The sequence below is a fragment of the Stenotrophomonas sp. 2201_Sma genome (assembly GCF_056486685.1).
Genome location: NZ_CM151329.1, coordinates 4,420,211 through 4,434,430, shown reverse-complemented (window position 1 = coordinate 4,434,430; position 14,220 = coordinate 4,420,211). Strand labels below are relative to the sequence as shown.

Below are 14,220 nucleotides of genomic sequence, written 5' to 3'. Positions count from 1 at the left end.
GAAGGATCGGGTCAGCCGGCTGAACATAAGCAGACTGGACGGTGCAGTATTGTGGCACGGCAGGGCCCCGGGCAGGTCGGGACAATCGCCGGGCGACCCGGAACAATCCGTGCCGGTGACAGGTTTGACCATTGAATACTGCCAGCCGTGCTGCACACTGTGCATGATGAGTGACCCGGGCAGCGACTTCCGCCTCTACCATTCCAACTCGCTGGATGTGCTGGCCGCGCTGCTGGCACGCAACGTCCGTGCGCCGATGCCAGGGCAGCCGCTGCTCGCACCGGACGTGGTGCTGATCCCGCAGGTAGCGATGCGGCGCTGGCTGCAGGCGACATTGGCCGCCGAATACGGTGTCGCCGCCAACCTCGAATTCCTCACCCCGGGTGAGTTCGTCGCCCGTGCGCTCAACGCCAACGTCGATGGCGAAGCCGACGATCTCGATGCTGCCGGCCTGCACTGGCGGCTGTACCGGGCGCTGCGCGATCCGGCGCTGCTCGGGCAACCACCGATGCGCGCGCTGCAGTCCTATCTGGCCGGCAGCGATGGGCTGAAACCCTGGGCCCTGGCCGGCGAGCTGGCGTCGGTGTTCGAGAAATACCAGGCCTGGCGGCGCGACTGGCTGCTGCGCTGGGAGGCCGGGGCCGACCCGGCCGATCCCCAGGCGATCCTGTGGCGCGCCGTTGCCGGTGGGCATGGCTACCGCGCGCGCCGCATCCAGACCTACCTGGACCGCTTCGAGGGTGCCGGCCAGCCATTGCCGCAGGGGTTGCCGCCGCGCATGTCCGCATTCGCGACGCTCAACATCTCCCCGGACGTGCTGCGGGTCATGGCGACCCAGGCGCGGGTGGGCGAACTGCATTTCTACCTGCCCACCCCGGTGCAGTCGTACTGGGGCGACCTGCAGACCCTGGCCGAGCGGCTGCGCAGCGGCGCTCCCGATCCCTTCGGCGAAGCGGCGGGAGAAAACCGCCTGCTGGAAGCCTGGGGCACAGCCGGCCGCGACTTCATGGCGGTGCTGGGCAGCTATGAAGTGGTACACCCGGCCGGTGAGATCGCCGCCTACATCGACCCGGAAGACGACGCGCGGCCGACGATGGCCGACGGCGGCCTGTCCGACAGCCTGCTGCACCGCCTGCAGCGCGATCTGTTCCACCGTCGGGCGCTGCCGTCCGGCGAACTGCGTGATGGCCTGGCCGGCGATGATCCCAGCCTGCAGGTGCACGCCTGCCACACCCGCCTGCGCGAACTGCAGGTCCTGCACGACCAGCTGCGTGGCCTGCTTGAGGATGACCGCTTCGACCCGCCGCTGCAGGCCCGCGAGATCGCCGTGCTGGCGCCGGACATCGATCCCTACGTGCCCTACCTGGAGGCCGTGTTCGGTGGCCGCGGTAGCGAGGACGACCACATTCCCTACGCGTTGGCCGACAGCAGTCCGCTGGCGGGCGAACCGCTGGCCGATGTGTTCGTGCACCTGATTGGCCTGCCGGTCTCGCGGTTCGGCCTGAATGAAATGCTGGACCTGCTAGCCAGCGCGCCCCTGGCCGAGGCAGCCGGACTGGACGCGACCGACTTCGACCGCCTGCATGGCTGGCTGCAGCAGGCGGGCGCACGCTGGGGGCTGGATGCGGACCATCGCGCCCAGCACGGCGCGCCACCGGATGATGCCTACACCTGGCAGTTCGCGCTGGATCGCCTGCTGCTGGGCCATGCCACCGGCAGCGATGCCGACCTGGCCGGCGTCGCGCCGTGGACCGGGCTGGAAGGTGGCGCGCTGGATGCGCTGGACCGCCTGCTGCGCCTGCTGCGGGTGCTGGCCGCCTACCAGCGCCGTCTTGGCGAGACGTTGACTCCGGCGCAGTGGCGGCAGCGCCTGCTGTCGCTGCTGGATGCGCTGCTGCCGACTCCACCCGGCTCACCCAACAGCCAGCGCGCGCTGGAGCGGCTGCGCAAACTGCTCAACCAGTTCGCCGAAGACGCAGACAAGGCCGGCTTCAGCGACGGGGTGCCTCCCGAAGTGATACGTGCGCATTTCGCCTCCGCCCTGGCCGAAGCCGACACGCGTGCACCGCTGCTGACCGGCGGCATCAGCTTCGGCCGCATGGTGCCGATGCGATTGCTGCCGTTCCGGGTGATCTGCGTACTCGGCCTCAATGATGGCGATTTCCCGCGTCGCGATCCGGCGGCCGGCCTGAACCAGCTCACCGCCGAACTGGACACGCCCCGACGCCGCCCGGGCGACCGTTCCACCCGCGAGGACGACCGCTTCCTGTTCCTGCAGCTGTTCGCCGCCGCACAGGACGTGTTCTACCTCAGTTATCTCGGCGCCGATCCACGCGATGGCAGCGTGCGGGAACCGTCGGTGCTGGTCAGCGAGCTGATCGACGCCGCAGCGGCCTACCACCTCGATCCAGCCGCCGCCGCCGCGGCATTCACGGTCCGCCACGCGCTGCAGCCGTTCTCCCCCGCCGCGTTCGGCGATGGCGACCCGCGTCGCTTCAGCTACCGCCGGCAATGGCATCCCGCAGCCGGTCGCCTGGCCGGGCAGCGTGGCGGGCTGTCGCCGTGGTTCGACGCGGCGGCGCTGCCGCCGCCGGTCGAAGCTGCGGTGGAAGAGGAGCTGTCTCTGGAAAGCCTGCGCCGTTTTCTGTGCGATCCGGCTGGGCAGTTCCTGTCGCAGTCTCTGGGCCTTCGACTGGCCGATGAGGTCGAGGACGTCGTCGATCTGGAGCCGCTGGTGCTGTCCGCGCGAGGGCCGGACACGCGCAGTGTGCAGGCCGCGGTGGTGCGTGCCACCCTCACCGGCGATGACGACCCGCTCTACCCGAGGCTGCGCGCACGCGCGCTGGTGCCATCCGGCGCGCTGGGCGAGCGGCAGTTCGAGGTGGAACAATCGAAGACCCGCCCCTATGCCGACGCAATGCTGGGCTGGATGCAGGGCGTACAGCCGGAAAGCCGCCGCTATGAGGTCCAGATCGACGGCGTGCGCCTGCACGGCCGGGTTGCCGATCGCCATCCTGGTGGTCTGGTGCGGCTGCGCGCGGGCACGCTCAACGGCAACGCGGTGATCCGCCAGGGGCTGGACTGGCTGCTGGCCAATGCGGCAGGCGACGCGTTGCCGCTGGTCCAGTTCCACGACGGTGGTGACGCCGGTCAGGGTCCGCACGTCCTGCCGGCACTGTCCGTGCCCGCGGCGCGGGCCGCCCTGCGCGCGCTGCTGCAGCTGCGCCGGCGTGGCCTGCGTGAGCCGTTGTGGTTCGCTCCCTACACCGGCTGGGTGCTGTACACGACCAGCGGCGAGAAACAGCGCAGCGAGGGCTGGAAGCAGTGGCATGGCAGCGACCGCAGCTGGGGCGAATCCCGCAGTGACGCCTGGCAGTTGCTGATGCGCGGTGCCGATCCCTTCGCGGACGATGCCCGGTATGCCGAGCTGCTGCACAACAGCCAGGTGGTGTTCGGCGCGCTGCGCGAAGGCCGCGTGCCCGGCGCCGGTTCACATACAGAGGTCACCGGATGAACGCTACCGTGGCAGGCAGCCCCATCGAACATCCCGGTATCGACCCGTATCTCGCACTGCCCCTGGATGGCGTCCGCCTGATCGAAGCCAGTGCCGGCACCGGCAAGACCTTCACCCTGGCCACGCTGTTCACCCGGCTCGTGGTCGAGCAGGGCCTGCGTATCGGCCAGATCCTGGCGGTGACCTTCACCGATGCCGCTACCCAGGAACTGCGCAAGCGCATCCGTGAGCGACTGGCGCTGGCCGCGCGGATGGTCGACCTGCCTCCGGGCGACGGCGAGGCACCCGACATGCGGTTGACCCGGCAGATCCTGAGGCGCCATCTCGATGCCGGCAATGAGAGCGCGGCGGCGCTGAAGCGTCGCCTGCAGGTCGCTGCCGACGAAATCGATCTGGCCGCGATCTTCACCATCCACGGCTTCTGCACCCGCGTGCTGCGCGAGCACGCACTGGAGAGCGGCCACACCTTCGATCCTCCGGAGCTGCTGACCAGCGACCGCGAGCTGATGGAGGAACTGGCGGCTGACCTGTGGCGCGTGCACGCCAACGATCCGGCCACACTGGAGCCGCTGACCTTGTTGTGGTCGAGCCCGGACGCACTGGCAGGCGACCTGCGCGCGCTGCTGGCCGCACCGCCGCTGCATCCATTGCCATTGCCGACGCTGCCGGACGATCCGCGGCCGCGGATGCTGCAGGCCGCGCAGGTCCTCGCGTCCGCCATCGACTCCGGTCTTGATGCGGCCCGTGGGCAGATCGCCACGGCGTTCGAGAAGAAGGTCTTCGATGGACGTCGTGCCAAGCGGCCGAGCTTCGACAAGGCATTCTCCACCCTGGTCGCCGGGCAGGCCGGCGCGGACTGGTCACGCGATGGAAAACTCCATCTGGAGAAGCTGCTGCCCACTTCGATGCAGGCGCTCTGCCGGGACGATCAGCAGGGCGCATGCCCGGATGCACCCCTCTTCGACGCATTGCAGGCCTGGTGGGATGCCGCCGACGTGGTCATGTCGTGGCTTCGCCAGCGCGCGATCCGCTTCCTGCACGCCCTGCGCGCCGAAGCCGCGCAGCGACTGGCCCTGTTGAAACAGACGCGACGGGTGCAGACCTACGATGACCTGATCGACGGCGTGGCGCTTGCCCTGCAGGGGCCGCAACGGCTGACGCTGGTGCAACGGCTGCGCGCGCAGTACCGCATTGCCCTGGTCGATGAATTCCAGGATACCGATGACCGTCAATGGGGCATCTTCCACACCCTGTTCGGCGATTCGCCGGAGGTGCGCGAACTGGGACTGGCGCCAGCGCTGTTCCTGATCGGCGATCCGAAGCAGGCGATCTATGGCTTCCGCGGTGGCGACATCCATACTTACCTCAAGGCCAGGCAGGTTGCGCAGCCTGCGCCGGCACTGGACCAGAATTTCCGCTCGCGGCCTGCGCTGCTGCGCGTGCTGCAGATGCTGTACGACAACGGCGGTGAGGACGCCTTCCTCGAGCGTGACATCCGCTTCGAGCCGGTGCGGCCGGGCGGCGTACGTGTAGATGCGGATTACCAGCGTGATGGCCATGCCGCCGCAGCCCTGACCCTGCGCGTGCTGCGCAGCGGCGGTGACAGGCCGCTGGCTGCCGATGCCTCCCGCGAGGCAGCGACGCGGGCCTGTGTGGCCGCCATTCACCAGGTGCTGGTGGACGCGCGCGCCGGCAGGGCCCTGCTGCGTGGTCGCCCGGTGCAGCCGGCTGACATCGCCGTGCTGGTGCGTTCGCATCGCGAGGCCACGCTTGTACAGCGTGCGCTGGCGGCTGTTGGAGTTCCCGCGGTGGCAGCCGGCAGGCAGAGCCTGTTCGCCACCAGCGAAGCCCGCGACCTGCGCGCGCTGCTGCTGGCCCTGCTGCAACCGGCCGACGAAGGCCGCCTGCGTACCGCGCTGGCCACCGTGCTGCTCGGCCAGCCTGCCAGTGCGATCGCAGCGATGGAACGCGAAGGCGACCTGCAGCGGGGATTCCAGGCGCAGCTGCTGCACTGGCGCGAACGATGGCAGCGCGGCGGCCCGTTCGCGGTGATCGCCGACGTCTGCGCCGCACAGGGCGAACGCCTGCTGGCGCTGATCGATGGCGAGCGCCGGCTGACCAATTACCTCCAGCTCGGCGAGCTGCTGCAGGAGGCGTCGGCACAGGCGTTGGGCATGCATGGCCTGCTGGACTGGCTGCAGGGCCGGATGGCCAGCGCCGACCAGGACGATGAGCAGCAGCTGCTGCGCCTGGAATCGGACGCGCGCCGTGTGCAGATCATCACCCTGCACAAGAGCAAGGGCCTGGAATACCCCTTGGTGTTCCTGCCGTTCGTGGGCATCGAGCGCGGCGCGAACAACAGCGCTGCACACTGCACCGTGCATCTGGACGGCGAGCGCCAGCTGCACTGGAAGCTGGACAGGGACGAGGTGTGGGACGCCGTCAGCCGCCAGGCGCGGCACGAACAGCAGGCAGAGGACGCGCGCCTGCTGTACGTCGGCATGACCCGAGCCGAGCACGCGCTGTGGATCGCCATCGGTGACCTGGCCGGTCTTGCCAGGACCCCACTGGCGCCGTTGCTGGGCGACCTGCAGGCCCTGCGTGGGTGCGCCGATGTGCAGGTCGACGACAGCGAGCCTGTGGCGCAGCTGCCGCAGCTGGCGGTGGAAATGGACGGCGAACTTCCGGCAGTGCGCACGCAGGCGCGTCGCGTGCCCCACGACTGGTGGGTATACAGCTTCACCCAGCTGGCCCATGCCGATGCCGGCAGTGGCAGTGACATCGAGGCGGCCGCCACCGAACTTCCGGCGCCGGCGGCCGACGAACCGGTTGGCGCAGAGCTGCCCCTGGAGCCCGCGCTGCCGGATCCTGCCGCGACCGAAGAGGCCGCGCCGGTCGACCCGCGTTTCATGGGCAGCCGCTTCGGCAACGTGCTGCACGAAGCGATGGAGAACGTCGACTTCGCCGCATGGGGCGCCTGGCAGCCTGGCCAGGAAGCGCCGGAAGGCCAGGCCGCCGTGCTGCGCAAGGCATTGCGCGAAGAGGGCTATGCAGATGCGGACCTGGATGACGGCATCGCGGTGCTGGTGCCACTGGTCGGCCAGACCCTCATCGCGGAGCTGCCGGAGGGCGGCGCGCTGTACAGCTTGCCCGCGCAGGATCGTCGTGCCGAGATCGACTTCCACTTCGCCATCGAGCCGACCGCTGTGCCGGCGCTGCTGGATGTACTGCATGCCCATGGCATCGCCAGCGCGCGCCGGGGCTTCGGCCAGCGCCGCCGGCTGGAAGGACTGATGACCGGCATGATCGACCTCACCTACGTGCGCGATGGCCGCTGGTACGTGCTCGACTACAAATCCAACCGGCTGCCGGGCTACAGCCCCGACCTGCTGGCCATCGCCATGCGCCACAGCGAGTACGACCTGCAGGCCCTGATCTATACCGTCGCGCTGCATCGCTGGCTGCGCTTCCGGCTGGGGGCGGCCTACCGCTACGAACGCGACATGGGCGGCATCCGCTATCTGTTCTGCCGCGGCCTGGATGGCACTGGCAATGGTGTCTACACCGATCGTTTCCCGCTCGAACTGGTGGACGCGCTCGATGCGTTGTTCGCCGGAGGCAGGCAGGCCCAGGCCGAGCTGGCGGCACGCGCGCTTGGAGCCAGCGCATGAGCCTGCTCAGGGATCTGTACCGCAATGGCCAGCTGCGGACGATCGACCACGCCTTGGCCACCGGCCTGCAGCGCCTGCGCACGGACACCCCGGAGGACGTGGCCCTGGCGGCGGCCCTGGCCTCGCTGGCGGTATCGCTGGGGCATGCCGGTTTCGATCCGGCGCAGCCGCACCGGCTGCTGGAAGGCGTATCCGCCTGGCCGGCGCCGCAATCCTGGATCGAGCAGCTGCGCGCCTCGCCCTGGGTCGCGACCCCCGGGCGCGCCGATGCTGTCGCAGATGACGCCCCGCTGGTGATGGAGAATGGCCTGCTGTACCTGCGCCGCTATCGCGAGTACGAGCGGCAGCTGGCGGCAGGCCTGCAGCGCATCGGCGGCCATCCGCTGCCGGTGCCGGATCTGCCCGCGTTGGCGCCTCTGTTCGCACGGTTGTTCCCGCAGGCCCGGGATGCCGAGGATCATCAGGCGCGCGCGGCAGGCGTGACCCTGCGTCATCCCTTGGCGCTGGTGACCGGAGGACCCGGCACCGGCAAGACCACCACCATCGCGCGCCTGCTGCTGTTGCTGGCTGCGCAGGCAGCGCATGCCGGCCAGCCACCGCCGAAGGTGGCCTTGGCCGCGCCGACCGGCCGCGCCGCAGAGCGGATGGCTGAAAGCCTGCGTCTGGCCGTGCAGCGGTTGCAGGAGGAGGGCCTGGACCCGGCGCTGTGCGCCGCATTGCCTACCACCGGTACCACGCTGCATCGCCTGCTGGGCGTCATTCCCGACTCGCCCCGTTTCCGCCACCACACTGATAATCCGCTGCCGCTGGATGTGGTGGTGATCGACGAAGCGTCGATGATCGATCTGCCGATGATGGCCAAGCTGGTCGATGCCATCGCCAGCGGCACCCGCCTGATCCTGCTCGGCGATCCTGACCAGCTGCCCTCGGTCGAAGCCGGCGACGTGCTGGGCGCGATCCTGCGAGCCAGCGGTGATGGCATGGGCACGCGCGTCGATGATGCACTGGCGCTGCAGGGGGTGTTGGCGGCACCGGCATTGCAGCCGCCGGCGCCGGTCCATGCATTCACCGGTCGGCGGGTGCAGCTGCAGCGCGGTTACCGGCAGAGCGACGCATTGGATCTGGCACCGTTGGCGCGTGCCATCCGCGATGGCGACAGCGTCACCACGCTGCGACTGCTGCGCAGTGGCGAACTGTCGGGAGTCCGCTTCCACGAAGGGGAGCCGGATCCGCTGCGTGACCAGCGTGAGCATCTGCTGGGCCGCTGGCGTGCATTGGCCGATATCCGGGACCCGGTCCTGGCACTGCAGCAGGCCGGCCGCCTGCGCGTGCTGACCGCGCTGCGTGAAGGGCCGCAGGGAGCCCGTGGCCTCAACGAGCGGATCGAACAGCTGCTCGCCGGCACCACCCCGGGCTACTTCCAGGGGCGCCTGCTGCTGGTAACCGAGAACAGCTATCGGCATCGCTTGTTCAACGGCGATGTCGGCATCTGCCTGCGCGACAGCACGGGCGCGATGGTGGCGTGGTTCCCCGGCGACACCGCCGATCAGCCGCGCGCCTTCCATCCGGCCGCATTGCCGGCGCACGAGAGCGCGTTCGCAATGACCGTGCACAAGGCACAGGGCTCGGAGTTCGATGAGGTCTGGCTGCAACTGCCACGGCAGGACAGTCGCGTGCTGTCGCGCGAGCTGATCTACACCGGGCTGACCCGTGCCCGCCAGGTCCTGCATGTGGCGGCCAGTGCCGACGTGCTGCAGGCCGCGCTCAAGCGCCATGCCAGTCGAATCGGCGGCCTGGCCTGGCGGCTGGGTGCGGACCAGGCGGCTGAAGAACCGGCGCGCATGGAACAGCCCACGGTGCAGGGCCAGCTGTTCTGAACCGGGGTCGGATCCCCTTCCCAACGGGAACGGGATCCGACCCGGCGTCATTCCGCGATCAGCACCAGGCCATCGGGGAAGACGATGGCCGCTTCATCCGCGCTGACATCAAAGAAGCCCACCCCGTGCTCCTCCGCAAGGTCCTGTACCCGGCCGTGCGCACGCTCGGCCACGGAGTAGGCAAACGCACCGTAGATGACGTGGCGGCCGATGCTGTAGTCGGTGACCTCGGCACGATGGTCCTCATCGTTGCTCAGCGGACCATTCAAGGGCGGGAACTCCTGTGCCATCGCGGCGAACCAGCCCTGCAACGCCGGACTGCTGACCACCGGATCGTCGTACTCGTGGTTCTCGCCCCAGGCGGTCTGCTTCTCGAACCAGGCGATGAACGCTGCCGCCTCACGCGGGGCGACGCTGGCCTCGAACACCATCATGTCGTAAGTCATTGAACCGTCCTGTTGTCGGGGCGAAAGGCCGCCGGGCATCGCCCGGCGCTACGGGGTAGCGATGGTAGCGCCGGGCCATGCCCGGCGGATCGCATTACATGGACGGCGATTCAGCATCCGCCAGCCCCGGCGCCAACGCTTTCGCCTCCGGGAACAGGGCGAAGCGCAGGCCCACCAGGCCCATCAACGCCTCGTCGCGTGCCTTGCAGGCCGCCACGCTGCCGACCCGCCCCAGCGAGGCATCCAACCGCTCGCGCAGCGCCTGATCGGCGGTGATCGGCCGGCGTGCCGCGACCTGGCGTCGATAGTGCGCGGCAATCTCCTGCAGGATCTGCTCAACGGCCTCGCGGCTGCGGTCGGGCAGTTCCAGTCGGGCACGCCGCAGCTGCAGGATGTTCAGGCCGATGCGGGCTTCATTGAGCATGTCCACCGACGCGATGTCGCTGCCTTCCGGCGTCGCCGCCAGCCGGGGGGCCAGCAGCCCGAGCAGGTCGAGCATGCGCGCGGCGAAGCGCTGCCGGTCCTGCTGTCCGCGGCCTTCGGCCGCTTCCGCCAGGGTGGTCCAGCCTTGCCGGACCAGCCGCCGCGCGGTCCATTCGGCACCTACCGAGCGGAACAGGCGGGTCATCACCACCGCAAAGCCGATGCCGATGAACATCGCCACTGACGAGTTCACGAACGTCTGGATGTTGGCGCTGTAGGTGTTCTGCAGGCTGAGCAGCGCGGCCAGATTGACCGTCAGCGGCAGTGCGAACAACGCACTCTTGGGGTGGTGCAGCAGCAGGCCCAGCGGCAGGAACGCCACCGCCAGCACCAGTGCCAGCAGTCCGAAGTCGTGAACGGCGGGGAATACACCGAACAGGTACACGCCTGCGACCAGCGAAGCCACCATCGCCCACACCAGGAACGAGACCATGCTCGGTGCCGGATCATCCTGTGCCGCGAAGAAGGCCGCCGTTACCGCAGCCATCATCGCGCCGTTGCCACCGCCTTCCCAGCCCAGCGCGATCCACAGCACGCAATAGCCCATCAGCGCCACGCCGGCGCTGAGCGCCGAGAACAGCGCCATGCCGTAGTCGACGTGCCTGTCGGCCGCGACCCGGTCGGTGCGGATGCGATAGTGCGCGCGGTCCAGCGGCGCGTTGCCGTGGTCGATCGCCTGCTGCAGCGTGCGGCAGTCCTGCCACAGGTCCACCAGCTCTTCCAGCCGCAGCAGCAGGCTGGCCAGCTGCAGGTGCTGCAGGTCGCGGTCCACCTGCGGCTTTACTGCGCTGATGCGCGCACGCAGGCGGGCGTAATCACTGGCACTGGCCGGTTGCTGCAGCCATTCGTGAATGTCGTCGATCACTGCCGGCAGCCCATCGGGCAGCGACTGGCCATTGCTTCGCAGCGCACTCAGGCGATCGGCAATGGAGGAAAGCACCGGCAACAGCAACAGCATGCGCTCGCGCAGCCGCTCCATGGAGACCGCCGCGCCGGTGTGGCGCGGATCATCGCGACGCAGGAACTCGATCAATGCCTCGAACTGCACCAGATCGGCGGCCAGGCGGTTGCGCGGTGCATGCGCGCGGCCTCGCTCCAGGATCTGCCGGCACCACTGCGCCGCATCCTCCATCCAGGTGCCGATGCGTGCGCGCAGCATCGGCCGCACCGAAGCCGGGAACAGCAGCGAGGCGAACAGCACCGCCACCACCGTGCCGAGGATGATCTCCTCGCTGCGTGCCACGACCGTGTCGAAGATCGTCTCCGGCGAGGTCACGGCGGGGAAGCCGATGAAGGCGGTCGTATAGCCGGCGAGCAGGAAGGCATAGCCGCGCGGGCCGCGGTTGAGCAGGGCCAGGAACAGGCAGCCGGCCAGCCAGAACGACATCGCCGCGCTCAGCATCAGTGGGGTTTCCACCAGCGCGGGCAGCACCAGCAGTGTGGCCAGGCCGGCCACCAGGGTGCCGACGATGCGGTATACGCCCTTGGCGCGGGTTGGTCCCAGCAGCGGCTGGCTGACGATGTAGACCGTACCCATCGCCCAGTACGGGCGCGACAGGTTGCCGGCCATGGCGATGTACAGGGCGGCGATCGCGGCCAGGTAGGTCTTGATCGAGAACAGCCACGCCTGGCGATCGGTCACGGCGTTCATCACTTAGTTCGCCGTGGCCCGTGGAGCGGCCGTCGCCTGCCAGCCACCGCCGAGCACCAGGAACAGGTGGATCTGATCGCGCGAGACCTGTGCTTCGGCTGCGGCCAGTGTGGCATCGCTGGTGGCCAGGCTGCGGTCGGCGTCCAGGCTGGCCAGGTACGGTGTCCGCCCACCCTGGTAAAGCCGGCGGTTCTGCTCGGCTGCCAGCGCGGCCTGTTCCTGGGCGATGCGCAGCGACTGCAGGCGGCGCAGGTCCTGTGCGTAGCGGTCCAGAGCGGTCTGCGTCTCACGCAGTGCCTGCAGCACGGTGTGGTCGAACTCGGCCAGCGCTGCATCGGCGCCCGCTTCGGCAGCGTGGATGCGTGCATGGCTGCCCGATGACGGCAGCGTCCACGAGATCAGCGGCCCGATCGACCACTGCTGGGTCATGGGCTGGCCGAAATCTTCCAGCAGGCCGGCGGCGCCGATCGAAGCCCCCAGACGGATGTCCGGATAGAGTTCGGCAGTAGCCACGCCAATGCGCGCGGTGGCCGCGGCCAGCCTGCGTTCGGCCTGGCGCACATCCGGACGACGCTGCAGCAGCGCACGGCCATCTCCGACCGGCAGCGGTTGCGTCAGCGACGGTGCCTGTGCGCAGTCGATCACTCCGCCCGGCAACTGGCCGGGGGTCTGGCCGAGCAGGGCGGCCAGGGAGTATGCCGCCGCCGAGCGCTGCGCGCGCAACGGCGGCAACGCGGCCTCCAGCAGGGCGACCTGGGCATTGGCACGGGCCAGTTCCGGCGGCGTGCCGCGGCCGGCCGCGATCAACCGCTCGGTCACCGAGCGGCCGCGCTGCTGCAGCTGCAGCGAATGCTCGGCCACATGCAGTTCGTGGTTGGCGTGGCAGATCTCCAGATAGCTGTCGGCCACCTGCGCGACCACGCTGACCTGGGCCAGGTCGCGCGCCGCTGCGACCGCCTGCTCGTCGGCCCGCGCCGCTTCCGCACCGCGCTTGAGCTTGCCGAACAGATCGAACTGATAGCTGACCGCGAACTTGCCATCGGCCAGGTTGATCACCGGCAGTTCGTGTTCCTGCAGGAACGATTCGGCCGACAACTGCGCGCGGCTGACGCCGGCCTCGGCCTCGTACTCGAAGCCACCGGCGTCCAGTGCCTGTTCGTACACGGCCGCCGCGCGGCGCAGGTGGGCATCCGCGGCTTTCAACTCAACGTTGTCGCGCAGCGCCTGGCTGATCAGGCCGTCCAGCACCGGATCGTCGTACAGCGACCACCAGCGCGCCGGCAGCGGCTGGTTGGCGGCGATCTGCGGGTTCTGCGTATCGATGAACGCCGCATTCGCCTCCGGGCGCTTGAATGCCGAGCCTTCCGGTAGTGCATAGTCGGGACCAACGGTCCTGCACGCGGCCAGGCTGGCCAGTGCGACGATCAGGCCGAGGCGGGGCAGTGCGGTATTCACAGGCGGCCCCGCGTCGGCGTGGGGCCGGCCTTGCTGTCATCCGCGCGGTGGCCGGTATCCACCGTCACGGTGGCGGTGCGGCCGGCGATCAACTCAACACCCGCGGGAAGATCATCGATGGCAATCCGCACGGGAATGCGCTGCGCCAGCCGCACCCAGTCGAATGCGGGTGTGACGTTCGGCAACAGGCTGCTGCCGTTGCTGCGGTAGCGGTCCTCGATGCCGGCGGCGATGCTCTCCACATGTCCCTGCAATGGCCTGGATTCACCCATCAGGCGGATGTCCACGCGCTGCCCGGGCACCACACCCTGCAGGCGGGTCTCCTCGAAATAGCCATCGATGCGGAATGAGCCGGTATCCAGCAACGCCAGTACCGGTTTGCCGGCCACCACGTAGTCTCCGACGCGCAGCGTACGGTCGTTGACCCGGCCGTCTGCCGGTGCGCGCACTTCGGTGCGGCCCAGATTGAGTTCGGCCAGATCGACTGCGGCCTGTGCCGTGGCCAGCGCGGCCTGTGCGGCCTGCAGCTTGGCCCGGCGCACTTCGGCGTCCTCGGCAGCGACGAGGTCCTGCAGGCTGCGATCACGACCGATCTCGCGCTTCAGCTGGGCCACCGACGCCTGGCGCTCGGCTAGGCTGGCCTGTGCCTGCTCCAGTGCGATGCGGTAGCGCGCACGGTCGACCACGAACAGCAGGTCGCCCTTCTTCACCGCCTGGTTGTCGGCGACGTTCACCGTCTCCACCAGGCCGGACACATCCGGCGCCATCTGCACCACGTCCGCGCCGACATGGGCGTCACGGGTCCAGGGCTCGTCCATGTAATAGATCCACAGCTGGCGCAGCACCAGCAGCGCGACGATCACGGCGGCACCGGTGAGCAGCACCGGCAGGGACTTCTTCACGATCTTGTTCACGATTGCATCCAACGCAGAAGGTGGAAAAGCAGGCCCAGCACGATCCCGTACAGCGCCAGGTTGAACAGCGCCGGGTGCCAGACATGGCGGTAGGCACCGGCGCGTTGCAGCAGCGCGTGCAGACCGCTGTTGAGCAGATAGGCCAGCAGCATCAACCCGAGCAGGGTCGGGACGAACACTCCGTGGAGACTGAATTCACCAGGCATCGG

8 protein-coding genes are annotated in these 14,220 nt (G+C 69.1%); 3 read left to right on the top strand and 5 right to left on the bottom strand.

Features of this window, described 5'->3' with window-relative positions; all coding sequences use genetic code 11:
• Positions 1-163 precede the first annotated feature (163 nt).
• The 3 genes from recC to recD are packed head-to-tail and all read left to right on the top strand — an operon-like array spanning position 164 to position 9,062.
• Entirely contained in the window at positions 164-3,514 is a 3,351-nt protein-coding gene (gene recC / locus ACZLIF_RS20305) for an exodeoxyribonuclease V subunit gamma (protein ID WP_128987808.1), read from the top strand.
• Positions 3,511-7,185: an exodeoxyribonuclease V subunit beta gene (gene recB / locus ACZLIF_RS20300; RefSeq protein ID WP_128987807.1), complete on the top strand. Its 3,675-nt coding sequence runs from the start codon at positions 3,511-3,513 to the stop codon at positions 7,183-7,185. The genes recC and recB overlap by 4 nt, the downstream gene beginning before the upstream one ends.
• A complete protein-coding gene (gene recD, locus ACZLIF_RS20295; protein WP_128987806.1) occupies positions 7,182-9,062 on the top strand; it encodes an exodeoxyribonuclease V subunit alpha in 1,881 nt (626 codons plus the stop codon). Before recB ends, recD begins: the two co-directional genes overlap by 4 nt.
• A 47-nt stretch (positions 9,063-9,109) precedes the next feature.
• Here recD and ACZLIF_RS20290 read toward each other — a convergent pair whose 3' ends face one another.
• The 5 genes from ACZLIF_RS20290 to ACZLIF_RS20270 form a co-directional block, all read right to left on the bottom strand.
• Positions 9,110-9,508 carry a hypothetical protein gene (locus ACZLIF_RS20290; RefSeq protein ID WP_128987805.1) on the bottom strand — a complete coding sequence of 133 codons (399 nt, stop codon included), beginning with the start codon at positions 9,506-9,508 and terminating at the stop codon, positions 9,110-9,112.
• A gap of 94 nt (positions 9,509-9,602) precedes the next feature.
• A complete protein-coding gene (locus ACZLIF_RS20285; RefSeq protein ID WP_128987804.1) occupies positions 9,603-11,642 on the bottom strand; it encodes an FUSC family protein in 2,040 nt (679 codons plus the stop codon).
• 3 nt (positions 11,643-11,645) lie between these two features.
• Positions 11,646-13,097, bottom strand: a complete 1,452-nt coding sequence (locus ACZLIF_RS20280) for an efflux transporter outer membrane subunit (RefSeq protein ID WP_128987803.1) — start codon at positions 13,095-13,097, stop codon at positions 11,646-11,648.
• Positions 13,094-14,011, bottom strand: a complete 918-nt coding sequence (locus tag ACZLIF_RS20275; protein ID WP_128987802.1) for an efflux RND transporter periplasmic adaptor subunit — start codon at positions 14,009-14,011, stop codon at positions 13,094-13,096. The genes ACZLIF_RS20280 and ACZLIF_RS20275 overlap by 4 nt, the downstream gene beginning before the upstream one ends.
• Positions 14,008-14,217 carry a DUF1656 domain-containing protein gene (locus ACZLIF_RS20270; protein WP_053517257.1) on the bottom strand — a complete coding sequence of 70 codons (210 nt, stop codon included), beginning with the start codon at positions 14,215-14,217 and terminating at the stop codon, positions 14,008-14,010. The genes ACZLIF_RS20275 and ACZLIF_RS20270 overlap by 4 nt, the downstream gene beginning before the upstream one ends.
• Positions 14,218-14,220: the final 3 nt, after the last annotated feature.